The organism is Bradyrhizobium sp. McL0616, assembly GCF_049993385.1.
Classification (GTDB): Bacteria; Pseudomonadota; Alphaproteobacteria; order Rhizobiales; family Xanthobacteraceae; genus Bradyrhizobium.
Genome location: NZ_CP188255.1, coordinates 4,361,504 through 4,377,704, shown reverse-complemented (window position 1 = coordinate 4,377,704; position 16,201 = coordinate 4,361,504). Strand labels below are relative to the sequence as shown.

Here is a 16,201-nt window from a genome sequence, read left to right as displayed (position 1 = left end):
CGCTCACTTCGCCGCGGTGTCGTCCTTGGCGCTTTCCTTCGCGCTTTCTTTGGCCGGCTCGCCCTTGGCGCGCACGCCTGAGATCATCGAGCGCATCTGGCGCACGCGGACGCCGTCGGAAATCTCGAACTCGATCTGGTCGTCATCGACGACCTTGGTGACCTTGCCGACCAGACCGCCCGAGGTCACCACGGTGTCGCCGCGGCGGATGTTCTTCACGAGTTCGGCATGATCCTTCACCTTCTTCTGCTGCGGGCGCAGAATCAGGAAGTACATGATCACGAAGATCAGCGCGAACGGCAGCAGCGACATCAACATGCTGTTGGTGTCGCCGCCGCCCGCAGCCTGGGCATACGCAGGGGTAATGAACATTTCGGACGATCCTCGTGGAAACGGGGGAAAGCCGGTCAGGCCCTGGGGGCGACCGGTTCGGTCAAATTCGCGCGGACTATAGCGGCCACCGCCCCAATTGCAACGCTGCCAGACCGTCGATTTGGCCACCTTGCGGCAAAGCTTCAGGCCCGATAAGGCTGCATTCTCAGGAACTTCGGACATGCCCAAAAAACCAAGCAAAAGCCCGGCCGGCAAAGGCCCCCGTACCCCTGCCAGGAAGCCCGCCCGCGTCGCGGCAAAACGCCCCACGGCCGCTCCCAAGGCAGGCTCCGCCGACCTCTCCCACGAGCGGATCGTCCGCGCGCTGGAGACCATTGCGGCGCACCTCTCCACCCAAGGAAAGCCGGCCGCAACACCCGAATCGTTCACGCAGGCGGATGCCTATGTCTGGCACCCGGATGGCCGCCTTTCGGCCGTGCCGCGGGTCAGCCGCGTCGAGCTGTTCCTGCTCAAGGGCGTCGATCGGATGCGCGACATCCTGATGGAGAACACCGAACGCTTCGCAGGCGGCCTTCCCGCCAACAATGCGCTGCTCTGGGGCGCGCGCGGCATGGGCAAATCATCACTGGTGAAGGCCGCTCACGCCAGCATCAACGCGGACCGCAAGGCCTCCGAGAAGCTGAAGCTGATCGAGATCCATCGCGAGGACATCGAGAGCCTGCCGGCGCTGATGGAGCAGCTGCGCGCCTCCTCCTTCCGCTTCATCGTGTTCTGCGACGACCTCTCCTTCGACGGCAACGATGCCTCTTACAAATCGCTCAAGGCCGTGCTCGAAGGCGGCATCGAGGGCCGCCCCGAGAACGTCATCCTATACGCCACCTCCAACCGCCGCCATCTGCTCGCTCGCGAGATGATCGAGAACGAACGGTCGACCGCGATCAATCCGGGCGAAGCCGTCGAGGAAAAGGTCTCGCTATCGGATCGCTTCGGCCTCTGGCTCGGCTTCCACCGTTGCAGCCAGGACGAATATCTCGCGATGGTGCGCGGCTATTGCAGCCATTTCGGCATCAAGGTCGAGGATGAGGCGCTCGAGCGCGAGGCGCTCGAATGGTCCACCACGCGCGGCTCGCGCTCGGGCCGTGTCGCCTGGCAATTCGTGCAGGAGCTCGCGGGCCGGCTGGGCGTGAAGCTGGCGGGGAAGTAGCAGCCGGATCGCAACCCGGCCACGTGCCGTCCTTCCCCGAAGACTGGGGTCAAGGGCGCGCGCCTTATTTCGTCACCATGTGCCGGGTCGGCGTGACGGTTCTTTCAGGCGCGGCGAGCGAGATCGCAAAGGTCAGTCCGCGGGATGAACGTCAATCGCGCGCGAAGGCGACGCCTGCTACACGCCGGCACTACGGCCTCGGTGGTGGTCACCGGAACGAGCTTCGTCGGGGACCAGGTGCCACCGGTTGCCCGCGTGTTGCAGAGAATGATCAGCAAACTGACAAGCCGCAGCTTGATTGCCGCTAGGGCGTGTACTCGTAAATCGAGAAAGTGGGCCGGTGCTTAATGTCCGCTTGTGCCCCAGTAGCGGCCCAAAAGCAGACATGCCGGGAGGTCCGTTACGGGCCAAACTGAGACCATAAATCTCGTGTCACCTCATCACGAAGCAACCTTACCCGACGACGATACTCGCCCGAGGAAGCATTGAGTGGCAGCCCTCTCCAGCGCAATACCCCGGCTGAAACAATCATCGAGGCAACGAATGCGAGCAGTCCCGTAAAGAGAATTTCGCGAGCTGACTTCCCCTGCAAAAGCAGGAGCAGAATGAGGCCAACCTCAGCTCCTAAAACAGTGGACAGAATGTGCGGCAAGCGATCCATTGAGCGGTCACATTTCGATAGCTGTACAACCAATATGACACAACCTGACGTTAAGTGTCCATCGTGAGCTTGCGACGCTCACCCTCAGTTAGAAGTCCGCTCTGGGGTCAAAATCCGAAGAACTCACGTTGAGCACAATTGGTCTGCTATGCTCCCGGAAGCAGACTTCCCATCCGGCCATTTATGAGTACACGCCCTAGTATTTTCTGACGATGGGCTTTGTCGTCGGAGGTGCTCCGGGCGCGGGCGGCGAGATGGAGAAGGTGACCCAGGTATTCCAGCCTGATGGCCGGTTTTCCGCAGCGAACTCGCCGTAAGCTTTCAAATTGAGATAGCCCTGCATGTCGCCGACCGGGAACAGGAATCCAATCTGGGGGCCGATGCCGACCACTTGGGACTGGAAGCAGCCGACACGGTCACCTGAACCGCTGTCGCAGCCGATCTCCTTGTAGACATAGCCCACGAGGCCAACCATGACCTGCTTCGACAGGAATTGCGATGCACCCCAGTCGAAGTGCAGGTCGACGCCATTCTGATACTGCGTTGCAGTGTTCTTGAAATTGTAGGTGAAGCCGAGCACGCCGGAGAATTCGTGGCCGGTCTGCGGATTGAAATAGGTGTAGCCGCCGCCGACGTCGACCGTGCCGTGTCCGATGCCGAGGTTCGACAAGCGATCGGATTGGTAAGCGCCAACCGGGATGTCGCCCATGATATAGGTCATATAGTTGTGGACGCCGGCGTTCCAGCGCAATTGGAATACAGGCGCCAGATCTCCAAAGCCCCATGTCGTGTCGCTGATCGTGTCAGACCGCGCGAAGGGGACGTTGTTGCCGAGCGGGCCCGTGAGCACGCCTGACAAGGTGCCTGCCAGGCTGGTGCCGACGACGCCGTAGGCTCCCAGGAGGGACACCGACGCCTGGCCGCCGAGCACCGGCGTTGCGAATACATAGGTCGGGAGCACAAAACCAAGATCGCCCGTGGCGTTGATGTTCAAATTCAGTTTTGCGTCGACGGTAACATTGGCCGGAACCCGGTTGAGCGTGAACTCGCGCGCACGCGCGACGTCGGCGCCGGCGGAGACAGAGGTGTGATAGTAGATATTCGTTAGCGACCAACCCGGCTGCAGCGGTGTAGCCGCCAAGCTTCCAAAAAAACCGGGGACCCAGAAGCTGACGCCGCCTTCATCGGCCGACGCACAATTCGAAAAAAACATGATCGCGGGTGCCAAGACGAATGCAGCAACGCCAAGTCTGCGTCGATGTGCTGATTTCGATCGCTCACTTTGCGCCGCCGCCAGTGCAATGCTCACTGTCATGTCGTGCCTCGTAAGATGTGTCGCCTCCGAATACAACTCGGCCGAAAGCGTACCCCTGAGGCGACCGGGGCTCATCATGTAAAATTCAACGGGGATAGATCTGTCGTAAGAAAGATCGACGCTGCGACCAAAGAGCCACATTCGGTGACCCAACTTCAGTAGGGCGCCACGGCAGCCCCTGCTGCGACACTCGCATGAGGAAATGTTGAGTATGCAGTTTGTGCCACTGGTTCTGCTTTCTATGTGCCAGACGTTGGCTCCGTCCCCCACCAACGAGCGAGAAAAGGCAGCATCGTTGCCACTCGCCGGCGTCTCTTGCTGCAACGCGATGTTGGCGGTCGCTCGCAGACCAGAGCTCGTTGTTGCCGTAATGTCACCGCATCGAAAATTGCGCGGCCGGTTTGATCAGCACCAAACAAGTCGATTGGCCGCAAGGTGCTTCTGGCAATAGGTTTCGAAGTTGTGGCCTACCTTGAGGAGGCGACAGTGCAGAAAATTTTCCTTGCGGGTATTGCTGCTGCAGGAGTGTTGAGCGGCTCTGCTCTTGCATCGGATTTGCCTATCAAAGCCCCGCTGTACAAAGCGCCGATCGTCGCGCCACCCTATAATTGGTCAGGGTTCTATGTGGGCGCCAACTTCGGCGGTGCATGGTCCAACGGCGGCCTGAACATTCCTGGCAACAATCTGTATGGCGGGCTCAGCGAATTCATTGGTGGCGTGCAGGCGGGCTATAACTTCCAGGCCGGTCACTTTCTGTTTGGTGTCGAAGGTGAGTTCGATGGAGCCGGCTTTGGTCATCCGGTCCTTCCTGCTCCGACATTAGGCTTTGTAGACCAGCACTGGATCGGCACCGTGGCGGGCCGTGTCGGCCTCGTGGATGATCGATGGCTCGTATTCGCCAAGCTTGGCGGCGGCTGGGTCAACAGCAGCGCTACTTTGAACCTCCCCGGCGCCGCTTGGAACGGGACCAGCACGAACACCGGCTGGTTGGCGGGCGCTGGCATCGAATACGGCTTCAAGTCGCATTGGACCGTCAAACTCGAATACGATTATCTTGGGCTATCGAACTGGAGTTCTCCCACCGTCCCCTCGGTCGCTTTGAACCGCGACCTTCAAATGGTCAAAGCTGGCATCAATTATAAATTCGAGAGCGGCCTTCCCGCGGAGGCCGAGGCGCCGAAGCATTCTCGCGAGCCTTCAGAGGACGAAGATCTACAGAAGAAATCACAAAACCCGATCGCGGATTTGGTCAGCGTGCCGTTTCAGAGCAACACCAATTTTAACGCTGGACCATTCAATCGCCCACAGGAAGTACTCAACATTCAACCTGTCGTGCCCATGCATTTGAACGATGACTGGAACGTAATCTCACGTACCATCATTCCGGTGGTGAGCCAGCCGAGCCCGTTCTTCGACAGCAACACCAACGGGATTGGCGACATTACTCAATCGTTGTTTTTTTCCCCCACGAACCCGGGCAAACTCATCTGGGGCGTTGGTCCGGTCTTCACTGTTCCGTCCGCCAATGATCCTATCCTCGGGACCGGTCGATATCTGTTCGGCCCGACGGCCGTGTTAGTGGTCACGCCCCCACATTGGGTGATCGGCGTATTGCTCAATAACCAGTGGTCGGTCGGCGGCAATCCACTGCGACCGCCCGTCAACGCCTTTCTCGCCCAGCCCTTCGCCAACTACAACATGCCACACGGCTGGTACTTGACCTCGTCACCCGTCATCACCTCGAACTGGCTCGCGCCATCGGGTCAGCAATGGACTGTGCCGATTGGCGGCGGCTTCGGTCGCGTTTTCAGAGTTGGTGACCAACCGGTGAACGCATCGATTGCCGGCTATTACAACGCGGTACGTCCGACCGGCACTCCGGCTTGGCAATTGCGCGCTGAACTCGCGCTTCTGTTCCCGGTTAAATGACACGGCAACCTGGCGCGCAACGAGACTTGTGTCTCGGTGTCCGAAGTGGATCATCGCGTCCTTTGTACTATGGGCCGACAACTTCTCGACGCCGCGTAATACGGTCCACCTCAGACTCAGTTCGGTTCAGAACAAATCTTCGATTGGCAGAATACATCCGCGGTCAAGATCGCCACGGAATTTGCGGGCGCCACCAACAGCTAGTTCAACGCAGAATCGTCACACCATGCGTCTGCAATGCCTCGATGATACCGTCGAAGATCAGCGCAACGCCCATCGCCGAGACGAAGAAGCCAACTATTCGGGTGATAGCATCGATCCCCATTGCGCCGAGCTTGTCGAATAGTTTCCCGGCATATGCCAGACACAGGTAGGTGACGACCATCGTCGCGAAAATAGCCACAACGATCGCTACGAAAGAGGCCAGTTCCGCTGATGATCGCTTAATCGTGGCAGTCATGCCGAGGATGGTGGCGATAGCGCCTGGTCCGCACATCAGCGGCATCGCAAGCGGCACGAAAGCTATGTTACCGCTCTGATCCGCGCCGCTGGCCGGAATCACGCCACCGGAAGCGGATGGTGAAAATAGCTCAAAGCCGATCTTCATCAGGATGATCCCGCCGACGATGCGGACCATGCTCAGCGGCACGCCGAACAAGCGTAGGATCAGCGTTCCGAAGATCAAGAAAAAGAGAGATAGAAGCAGCGCATAGAGGCAAGCTTTCCATGCCACCTTGCGATGTGTGGCGGCGTCCTTGCCTTCCAGCATCTTCAGATAGACCGGCAGGACCTCGAACGGATTTATTATCGCGAGCAAAGTCGCGAACGTACCCACGAACAGCGAGAGTTCATGACCCATGCCTGCGCCTCACCCTTTCTCCGAGTGCTCGACTTCGGTGAAAAGGCTCCCCTGTGCCGCACCTGAGCCTGCGCGGCCGCCGCCGGCACCGCGGAGCACCCATGCTGCCCCCACTGCGAGAACTGCACCCACGAGTGGACCTGCGACATACACCCAGTAGCTCGTGAAGTCGGTCGCGATTAAGTTCGGACCGAACGTGCGCGCGGGGTTCATCGACGCTCCCGAGATAGGGCTCCCCCAAAGCCCGGCGAGCGCAATGTACGCGCCGACACCGATCGCGCCGAAGATCCCGATGTTCTGGGCGCCGGACGCCGTACCGAGAATGACACTGACGAGACCGAGGGTCAGCACGGCCTCCATCAGGAACGCCTCGGACGAGGAGTATCCCGAGGCGGGATAGTTCGACCCGTAGTTGGCCGGCACGTTGATCACTGCGTGCAGGAACAGAGCCGCGAGCGTCGCGCCGATCAACTGCACGGCGATGTATCCCGGCACGCGACGCCACGGGAAGTCGCCACGCAGCGAGAACGCGATACTGACCGCGGGATTGAGGTGAGCGCCGGACACCTTGCCCATGAAGAGGATGATCGCCATCACCATCAGACCGGGTGCGACGACCGCAGCGGCACGGCTGATCGTGCCGGGAAAGGCCTGCCCCATCATGCCGCCACCGGCGGCCACGAGGACGAGGAAGAACGTTCCGAGCAGCTCCGAGAAGAGGCGGCGCCACTCTTGGCTCGGATCGTGGAAGTCGTTTAGCGACGCGACAAGCTCGTGATCCAGATGGCTCAATGTTCTGTCGGCCTCTGCTTGCGCCATGAGCTACTCTTTCCTCTGGTCGATGCCGCTGTCCGTTAGCCTCTCGCACCAAGCCTGCACGGCTCGTCGGGTCATCGGCGCGCTTGCGGATTTCGCGCGCTGGATAAGCATGCCTTCAATCCTCCAAGACGGGACCACACCAGCCGGGCAGGTAGCTCGCCTCCTCTTTTCTGGCCAATTGCAGGGCTTGCTCGAGGGCTTCCTCGAAGCGGGTCTCAACGGTTTTTCGCTTGACCTGTCGACGCAAAAAATCCGCCCACAAGAACTCGCTGAACGGCGTCGTGTCCTTGGCGTACCCGCCGGCGCGCCGCAGTTCGCCCGCCAACGAGCGAAACGGATCGTCAACAAGCACGGCCACGGTCTTTGGCAAATCCCTGTAAGGGCGCAGACGGCCCTCGTCGTCGTACGAATGCATCCAGCTGTGATTGTCCAGGACGAACCAGAACGAATCGGGTTCCAGCGTCCTGAGGTTTTTCACCACGGTAACCAAGACCTCTTCGACCCCTTCTTCATGGAGCGCACGCGCCAGGTGGTGATGAATAGTGGCGGTCCTTCGGGCCAAGCACGACCGGGATCATGTGCTTGCCCAAGAACTCGGCTCCTTTGTTTTTACTATCGTCACGCCAGCGCTTGCGCTTCTCCTTGACCTCCCGAATGCCGACCGTCATCTGGGTCGGGCGCAGGTCTGCGATCGCAACGGGCTTGAGAATGGGTTCACGGTCCGACATCGTGCAGACTTCTTTGATCACTAGTCCGGAAATGTTCGCTTTTAGAAGACGTCGTCGCCTCGTCAGCAACCGACCGCGAAGCCAGCCGCGTCCGGTCGGTCCCGACCACCGGACATTCTCAGCGCCCGTCGGCAAAGCCCGCCTTTATAACAACGACTCTTCGTTGTGCTCACGGTGGCCTATTCCATTGATCTGGATCAACGGTCGGCCAAGACCCTTGGCGCACGCCCGTACCGGGCACACGGACATGATGGCGCTTCGCCGTGGTGCCGCCCAAGGGGGCGCCCAACGTCCTGCAGATGTCCTCCTTGCGTTAACAGCGGACGTCCGCGCCTCGAACGCGGTGCCGCAGGCGACAAGGATGGCCGGTGTGTGCAAATCCGGAATGCGTTGGTTGCCTCTTGCCGGTAACCACGTCCACTGGCTATAGCCGTCCAGATAGCACTTATGGGTCCTTGGAGGATGTCAGTCGAAGGCAAAGATGTGCTTCCAGTCCTTCTTCATGTCGACCACGGTCCACTTGTTCACGGCTGCAGCGTCCAGCGCGACATCAAGCTTCCCGAAATGCGCGTCGCGGTCGTAGGCGTATTCACGTTCCTCATCCGTATGATGAACGATCAGGCCGAACCGCGCGCCGCTGGCGCCGAGTGTCGCCCATTGCAGCATTTCGAGATCGCCATCGGAGTTGCCGAAGGCAGCGATCGGACGGCGGCCGATGTGCTCATTGATCCCGATCGGCTTGCCTGCCTTGTCGTCGATGAAGTTGATGTCGGGGAGCCGGAACAGCGTCGGCGCACCGTCCTTCATCTCAAATCGGGTCTTGATCGACGATCCGATGACCTGGTCCGGCGGCACTCCGTAGATCCGCTCGGTCCATGGCCGCATGAATTCAATGCCGCCGCCTGACACGATGAAGGTCTTGAAGCCATTGGCCCGGAGATAGGCGAGCAATTCCAGCATCGGCTGGTAGACCAGTTCCGTATAGGGCCGCTTGAAGCGTTGATCCCGCGCGCTCGCAAGCCAGTCGGAGGTGATCTTCTCGAATTCCGCCGTGGTCATGCCGGCATGCGTCACCGCGATGATCTCGACCAATCCCTTTTCGCCGGAAGCCGCCAGCGCCTTCATGTCGCTGTCGAGCACCGCTGCGAACGGCTGCTTGGTCTTCCATTCCGGATGCATGGGCGCCATGACTTTCACCCGGTCGAGTGCGAAGGCCAGCTGTATGTACATCGGCTGCTCGATCCAGAGCGTGCCGTCATTGTCGAAGGTCGCGATGCGCTGGTCGGGCGGAACGAAATAGGGGCCGTTCTGCGTCGTGACGCGCGCGACGAAATCGAGGATTGAGGTTTTGGTCGCGCCCTCGTTCCAGGACGGCAGCGGGTCGGATTGCGTTTGCGCCACCGCGGAGGTGGAGCCGAGCGAGGCAGAGAGCAAGGGGAACATCGCTAACGACGAGAGCAGGACGCGACGATCCACGCGGGGAAAATGCTCGATTGGATTCATTGATCGACTCCCTTGCGGTGCCGAATAGAGCCGCTCTAAGGCCTCGATGGCGGATGCTCTGCGACAGGTGGCCGGTTTTTTACGACCGGCCACTCCTTCGCTTGTTCTGCAATCGCGCGCTGACGTTCGCGGCTATTCGCTGCGACCGGTAGCTCCGGCCTGCTTCACGGGGCGCCCGCATCACCCGCAAGCAAGCATCCAAGCTACTGGCTCGGGTGGCCCTGCCCCTTCTTGAGCTGTTCCATGACCTGATCCAGGTTGTAGCTCGCCGGATCCTGAAGGGGGGGAAACTCCTTGTAGGATTCCAGCTCCTTCAGCCACAGCACCTGCCCGATGGGCAGCAGATTCCAGTCGTATATGTAAGCGCTGACCGGCCCGGCGAGCGCGCCGCTGAACCAGAAAGCCGCCTTTTTCTCGTCGCCCCACGACATCTCGAATGGGTCGCGCTTGAGGTTTACCATGCCGGCTGCGAACATGGTCTGGACTCCCGGGTTCACAAAGCCCGTCGCGGTTTCGGGCGCGATCGCGAAATACATCTTCCAATTCTTGTAGCGCACCGCCGACGGGTGGCTGCTGGAATAGTAGAAGAAGGTATCGCGCGCCGACTTCTGCGATTTGCCGGTCAGATAGTCGATCTGGTTCACGCCGTCGAGCTTGGTCTTGACGATGCCCGGATAGGAGCCGGCCATGATCCGCTTGTTCAGAGCATCGCCCTTGTCTCCGCCCGCGATCTCGACCAGCGTGGGAAGCCAGTCGAGCGACGCGAAGATGTCGTCCTTGACGGTCCCGGGCTTGATGACGCCAGGCCAGCGCATGACCGCTGGAGCGCGCATGCCGCCTTCCCAAGTGTTCATCTTCGAACCCTTGAACGGGGTGATGCCACCGTCAGGGTAGGTGAAGGTCTCGGCGCCGTTGTCGGTCGTGAAGACGACGATCGTGTTGTCGAGTTGGTCCATATCCTCGAGCTTCTTGATCACATAGCCGATGTTGTCATCCATCTGCTTCATGCCGGCCTCGTTGACACCCCAGTCCTTGCCGCCCGGCTCGCCGACCATGGCCATGTACTTGTCGTTCAGCACGGTGGTGACGTGCATGCGCGCCGGGTTGTACCAGACGAAGAACGGCTTGTTGGTCTTCTTCGGGTCGTTGCGATCGAGGAAGTCCACGACCTTGGCCGAGATTTCCTCGTCGACGCCCTTCGATCGCTCGAGCGTCAGCGGGCCCTGATCGCTGCACGTCTGGGTCTTGGATGAACCATCGGACTTACAGAACAGGACGTTGCGTGGAGGCGTCAGGCAAACCGTCGTTTGCGGATCGACCGCGCCCGGTACTTCCGGGATACCGGGGATCGGCGTATTCTTGCATGGCGGGGCAACCGTCTGCTGGGTGGGGGACTTGTTGATGTCCGGGAAGCTCACGCCCTGCATCGCATCGAGGTGATACAGGTAGCCCCAGAATTCCTGGAAGCCATGCGCGGTCGGCAGCGCGTCGGTGTGGTCGCCGAGATGGTTCTTGCCGAACTCGCCGGTGTTGTAGCCGAGATCGAGCAGGAACTTGGCGAGCGCCGGGGTGCCGGGACGCAGATAGGACGGGCTACCGGGCAGTTGCGGGGGGATCATGCCGGTGCGCAGCGGATTCATGCCGGTGAAGAAGGCGTTGCGGCCGGCCGTGCAGCTTTGCTCGGCGTAGTAAGTCATGAAGATCGCGCCTTCATTGCCGATGCGATCGATGTTCGGCGTTTCGCCGACCATCAGGCCGCGGTGATAGATGCCCGGCTGCATCCAGCCGATGTCATCGCCCATGATGAAGAGGATGTTGGGCTTCTGGGCCGGCTGCGCCATTGCCGGCGTGCCGGCTGGCCCGGACAACGACATCAACATGGTCGCGCCGAGCAGCGAGGCGCAGGACCGCAAGCTAGGCGTCTTGCGTGGCGGCGTTGCAATAAATGGCGGCTTGGTAGCGAATACCGTACTCAACATAGCTTCGCTCTCCCTTTTTAAGATGCGTCAGAGGCTCCTCGCCTGATGCACCGAAATCCAAGATGACTCGTGGATGTGTCGACCGGCTCCGCATGGAGCGCCCGCTCATCGCACATTCTATTTGCTTCTATTTGCCAGCATGCGACTGCATTGCCTTTTCGATCTGCTCCTTGACCGCTTCCAGGTTGAAGCTCGCCCCCTTCTGCATCGGCGGGAACTCGATCGCCGTCTGGGCGAGCTTGCCGACTTCCTGCTGCACGAACTGGAATCGCCAGAACTCGTAAGCAAACCAGTTATAGAATGCCAACGACCCCTTATCGCCGTTGGGCAAGTTTGTGCGTTCGAAGGGGTCAAGGCGTAGATTAGTGAGGATCGGCCAATCAACCTTGACCGTGCCGCCCAACCAGCCGCCCGGCTGATCGGTGAAGCGATATTTGAAGTCGTCGATGCGCACCGCGCTCAGTGTGCCCTCAGTGAAATAGAAGACCGAGTGGCGGGCAGACGGGCCCTTTCCGGTAATCAGGTCCATCTGGTTGTATCCGTCGAGGTAGACCTTTTAGGTCGTGTCGCCGAGCTGCTTTCCTTTCCTCAACTCGTCGGCGATATTCGGATTGCCCGCCGCGGCGACGAAGGTCGGGAACCAGTCGAGTCCGGAGATAATGCCGTTTTCGACCTTTCCAGCCGGCACCTTGCCCGGCCAGCGGATCATGCAGGGCACGCGGAAGCCGCCTTCCAGGGCCGTTCCCTTGCCGCCCGCAAATGGTGTCTGGCCGCCATCAGGCCAGGTGAAATTCTCTGCGCCGTTGTCGGTTGTGAAGGCGACGATCGTGTTGTTGTCGAAGCCCTCGTCCTTGAGCTTCTTCATCACAGCGCCGACGATGTCGTCGAGCTGGGCGAACCCGCCCTCGGACACCGACCAGCCGTTTTCCGAGTTGCGCATGTTCTCGTATTTCTCCGAAAGATGGGTGACGACGTGCATGCGCGTGGGGTTGAGCCAGACGAAGAACGGCTTGTTGTCCTGCTTGGCCTTGTCGATGAAGGCGAAGGTGGTTTGCAGAATCTCGTCATCGACCGTTTCCATCCGCTTCGGATAAAGCGGCCCGGCGTCCTCGATCCGCTGCTTGCCGATCTTGCCCCAGCGCGCTTGCACCGACGGATCGTCGACGTTGGTCGCCCATGAATGAACCATGTTGCGGGGACCGACGGTGGTCAGCAGCGATTGCGGATAATTGCGGTGGGCGGGGTCCTCCATCGCATCGAGGTGATAGAGGTAGCCAAAGAACTCATCGAAGCCGTGCACCGTCGGCAGAAACTCGTTGAGGTCGCCGAGGTGGTTCTTGCCGAACTGACCCGTGGTGTACCCCATGGATTTCAGTGCGGTTGCAATGGTCGGCGCCTGCGCCGGCATGCCGATCGGGGAGCCAGCCTGGCCGACCGTGGTCAGCCCGGTGCGGATCGGCAGTTCGCCTGTGATGAAATTGGCGCGGCCCGCCGTGCAACTTGCCTCCGCGTAATAGTCGGTGAAGCGCATGCCTTCCGCGGCGAGCTTGTCGAGGTTCGGGGTTCGGCTGGCCATGATGCCCTGGTGGTAGGCGCCGATATTGAACCAGCCGATGTCATCGCCCATGATGAAGACGATGTTCGGCCGTTGTGCCCCCGCTGCTGGCGCGGGGCCGGGTGCCGGCTGCTGCGCCTGTGCAGGACTTGCTAGTCCGACGGCGCCGAGTGCCGTAGCGGCGACAAGGGAGCTCCCGCTCAACAATAGATCGCGGCGCTTCATTCCGTTGCCCGATTGCGGCGTGGCGTCGCGGGAATCTCCGGGCGGAAGCTTGCTGCTCATGACGTGCTCCTCCTTGTTGCAATGCAATTTGTCTTGTTCGCTTGATGCATCGAAAGCCGACATCGCTTGTGGAGATGCCGACCGGCCCGGCACGGGCCTTTGTCAATTTGTCAATTTGCTCGCTATTCCGATGCCGGGCGCTCCTGTCGCGGGGCGCCCGCTTCGGTGGATCACGCTCTCCCGCTATGATGCGTCAGAGGCTCCTCGCCTGATGCACCGAAATCCAAGATGACTCGTGGATGTGTCGACCGGCTCCGCATGCCGCGCAGCCGGCCGGTAGCGCCGGCAGTAGTTCGGCGCGCACAAATGCGAGCCGCCTTTGATGACCTTGCGTGGAATCTTGACGTTGATCGTTCTGGGGTCGTAGCTATCCGCCTCGCGGCCGCCGCGCGGATTCTCGGGAATGCAGCAGGCTTTTACAGCGTCGGCCTCATGCTGAGGCGAATACCAGTCTGACGTCCATTCCCAGACGTTGCCGATCATATCGTGCAGCCCGTATCCGTTCGGTGGAAATGCGGTGACCGGCGATGTCCGTTCGAATCCGTCGTCCCTGGTGTTCTGGCGCGGAAATTCGCCCTGCCAGGTGTTGGCCATGTGACGGCCCTCGGGCGCAAATTCATCTCCCCATGCGAACTCGGCGCCGTCCAGTCCGCCGCGCGCCGCAAATTCCCATTCCGCTTCGGTTGGTAGATCCTTGTCGGCCCATTTTGCGAAGGCGATCGCGTCACTGAAGGCCACATGCACGACGGGATGATCGTCCAGCCCACGGATGTTGCTGCCCGGCCCATAAGGATGCCGCCAGTCCGCGCCTTTGGCGAAGGTCCACCACTGGCTGAAATCCCGGAGACTGACCGGATGCGCGGGCGGCGAGAACATCAGCGAGCCCGCATAGACCATATGCGGGAGTATTCCGGGATAGTCCTTTGGATCGGGCGCGATCTCGGCAACGGTGACGTGGTTGGTAGCCGTGGCGAACGCCTTGAATTGCCGGTTCGTTACTGGATGGCAATCCATCCAGAACGCGTCCACGGAGACGCGGTGGACCGGCGCTTCCTCCGGATAGTGCCGATCCGAACCCATGCGAAACGTGCCACCCGGCACGTACAGCATCCCCTCACCTGCCGGATGCCGGAACGATCGTCCGTTATCAGGCGACGATTTCGCATCAGCCGGCTTCATGCGGATCTCCGGACCCGTGCGCCATTGGCCTGCTACGGAGCCGGAACGCAAAGCTTCCAGGTTGATCTAGATCAAGGGTCCTGGGCGGGGTCATTCGCGACGGCGCCGAAATGCCGGCAAATGCCGCCATTTCCGCTGCGCCATCGAAACCAAAGCAAATTCAGAACATTAGGACGTCGCACCGGCAGCGATCGGCTACTTTGCATGGGGTTGTTCTTCGATAATTTGATTGTCAGGTCACAAAAGCCTCAGGCCGAACCTGATCTCACTCCTCGTTGGCGGCCCCGCGACCCAACGCGATCGAGGCTTAGCTACTGCTGTCTCTGGAATACAGGATCGCCCGCTCCAGTGCGCAATTGCGCACGGGCGGGCGATGACACCGTTTGTAGGAAGAGAGCTACAACCCGAAGCGCCTCACGCCCCGTTCAGGAATTGAAGCGGGTCAACCGGGCTCGATCCCTTACGGATCTCGAAGTGGAGCTGCGGCGACGCCACCTCCCCGGATTGACCCGACTTGGCAATGACCTGACCGCGCTTGATGGGATCGCCGCGCTTCACCATTAGCTCACTCGCATGGGCATATGCGGTGACGTAGCCGTTGGAGTGCCGAACCAGGACGAGATTGCCATAGCCTTTGAGCTCGTTGCCGGAATAGGCAACGACGCCGTCTTCTGCCGCCTTGACCGGCGTACCTTCGGGCACCGCGACATTGATGCCGTCATTGGACTTGCCGTTGGTCTTGGCGCCGTAGCTCGTGATTACCTTGCCGCGCACCGGCCAGCGGAACGTCGGCAGCGCATTGGTGACTTCCGCAGCCTTCGCCGGCGTCTCGGCGGCCTTGTCTTCGATATTGGCGGTGGCCTGGGCCAGCCGCGCGCTCTGCGCCGGCGTGGCAATAGCTGCCATCTTGGTGGCGGGCGCGGGAGCTGTTGCAACGGGTTGCAGCGCAGCCGCAACGGGCGCGGCCGTGACAGGCGCCGGAGCTATGGGCGCCGCGACCGCAGCGGTCCTGGCACCCGGCACGGTTAGCTTGGTGCCGAGCTTGAGTTTTGCCGACGGTTCGAGACCGTTGGTGCGGGCAAGTTCGGCCGCCGAAATATGATTCTTGCGGGCAATGCTGGCGAGCGTGTCGCCGTGATTGACGAAGTGGATGCTCGGCGGCGCGGTAACGGCCGCAACCGGCTTCGCCGCGGGCGCAGCCGCGACCGGAGCCATCAGCGGCGCCGGTGCAGCAGCCGTGGCACCCGGATGCGGAATGACGATCTGCTGGCCGGGTGAAAGCGTGCGCGGGCCCTTGTAGCCGTTGGCCGCCATGATCGCCTGCGGGGTGACGTGATAGCGCTTGGCGAGCACGTCGAGCGTGTCGCTGGTGCCGACGATGATCTTGGTTCCGCCCGCCGGCTGGGCTGCCGCGACCGAGCGCGGCGGCACGGTACCGGTGGTTTCAAGACGCGGCTGGGCCGGCGCCGCGTACGAGCCGAGGCCACGTCCGCCGCCCGAGACACCCCCACCCGCCGCAACGGGGTAGGATTGCGGCGCGGAAACCGCCGGCGGCGGCAAGGGCTGGGACTGATAATAGCCGGGCTGGGTCTGCGGCCGCGCATATTGCGGCAGCTCGCGCTGCTGCGGCGGCGGCGCCTGCTGCACCGAGCCGGTCTGTTCAGACGCGAAAGGATTGGAGAAATTTGACTGGGACAGCCTCGACTGCATGTCGGCGCTGCACCCTGCGAAGCTGAAGGAGATTAGCGCCAGCACCGCAACCTGCGGCACGCGGCGCGAGTAACGCAACTCGGCGACTACAGACATGGTTACTCACTCGTACGCAACAGAACTGGTCTTTTAAGTAAACACG

General features: G+C 61.0%; 10 protein-coding genes and 2 pseudogenes. 2 read left to right on the top strand and 10 right to left on the bottom strand.

The genetic code is table 11. The annotated features are described in order from the left end of the window. Window positions 1-3: 3 nt before the first annotated feature. Window positions 4-372: a preprotein translocase subunit YajC gene (gene yajC, locus ACPPVR_RS21220; protein WP_426608536.1), complete on the bottom strand. Its 369-nt coding sequence runs from the start codon at window positions 370-372 to the stop codon at window positions 4-6. 181 nt (window positions 373-553) lie between these two features. On the opposite strand from yajC, the gene ACPPVR_RS21215 reads away from it, so the two are divergent. Then, a complete protein-coding gene (locus ACPPVR_RS21215) occupies window positions 554-1,537 on the top strand; it encodes an ATP-binding protein (protein ID WP_426608535.1) in 984 nt (327 codons plus the stop codon). Between the two features lie 857 nt (window positions 1,538-2,394). On the opposite strand, the gene ACPPVR_RS21210 is transcribed toward ACPPVR_RS21215, so the two are convergent. Then, window positions 2,395-3,411 carry a SphA family protein gene (locus tag ACPPVR_RS21210; RefSeq protein WP_426616150.1) on the bottom strand — a complete coding sequence of 339 codons (1,017 nt, stop codon included), beginning with the start codon at window positions 3,409-3,411 and terminating at the stop codon, window positions 2,395-2,397. Between the two features lie 588 nt (window positions 3,412-3,999). On the opposite strand from ACPPVR_RS21210, the gene ACPPVR_RS21205 reads away from it, so the two are divergent. After that, window positions 4,000-5,442: an outer membrane protein gene (locus ACPPVR_RS21205; protein ID WP_426608534.1), complete on the top strand. Its 1,443-nt coding sequence runs from the start codon at window positions 4,000-4,002 to the stop codon at window positions 5,440-5,442. Window positions 5,443-5,647: 205 nt separating this feature from the next. Here ACPPVR_RS21205 and ACPPVR_RS21200 read toward each other — a convergent pair whose 3' ends face one another. The 8 genes and pseudogenes from ACPPVR_RS21200 to ACPPVR_RS21165 all read right to left on the bottom strand — a co-directional run bounded on the left by ACPPVR_RS21200 (window position 5,648) and on the right by ACPPVR_RS21165 (window position 16,155). After that, window positions 5,648-6,301 carry a MarC family protein gene (locus ACPPVR_RS21200; protein ID WP_071913630.1) on the bottom strand — a complete coding sequence of 218 codons (654 nt, stop codon included), beginning with the start codon at window positions 6,299-6,301 and terminating at the stop codon, window positions 5,648-5,650. Between the two features lie 9 nt (window positions 6,302-6,310). Then, complete coding sequence (locus tag ACPPVR_RS21195) at window positions 6,311-7,120, bottom strand: MIP/aquaporin family protein (protein ID WP_426608533.1); 810 nt, start codon at window positions 7,118-7,120, stop codon at window positions 6,311-6,313. Between the two features lie 115 nt (window positions 7,121-7,235). After that, window positions 7,236-7,848 (bottom strand): annotated as a pseudogene (locus ACPPVR_RS21190) (ParB-like protein). A gap of 465 nt (window positions 7,849-8,313) precedes the next feature. Further along, window positions 8,314-9,291 (bottom strand): HAD family hydrolase, encoded by a 978-nt coding sequence (locus tag ACPPVR_RS21185; protein WP_426616149.1) that lies wholly within the window; start codon window positions 9,289-9,291, stop codon window positions 8,314-8,316. A 263-nt stretch (window positions 9,292-9,554) separates the two neighbouring features. After that, window positions 9,555-11,225, bottom strand: a complete 1,671-nt coding sequence (locus ACPPVR_RS21180; RefSeq protein ID WP_426616148.1) for an arylsulfatase — start codon at window positions 11,223-11,225, stop codon at window positions 9,555-9,557. A gap of 232 nt (window positions 11,226-11,457) precedes the next feature. After that, a pseudogene (locus tag ACPPVR_RS21175) lies at window positions 11,458-13,110 on the bottom strand (arylsulfatase). A gap of 243 nt (window positions 13,111-13,353) precedes the next feature. Further along, window positions 13,354-14,349, bottom strand: a complete 996-nt coding sequence (locus tag ACPPVR_RS21170; RefSeq protein WP_426608532.1) for a formylglycine-generating enzyme family protein — start codon at window positions 14,347-14,349, stop codon at window positions 13,354-13,356. A 414-nt stretch (window positions 14,350-14,763) separates the two neighbouring features. Continuing rightward, the gene (locus tag ACPPVR_RS21165; RefSeq protein WP_426608531.1) at window positions 14,764-16,155 is read right to left on the bottom strand and encodes a peptidoglycan DD-metalloendopeptidase family protein; all 1,392 of its coding nucleotides are present in this window, start codon (window positions 16,153-16,155) and stop codon (window positions 14,764-14,766) included. Window positions 16,156-16,201: the final 46 nt, after the last annotated feature.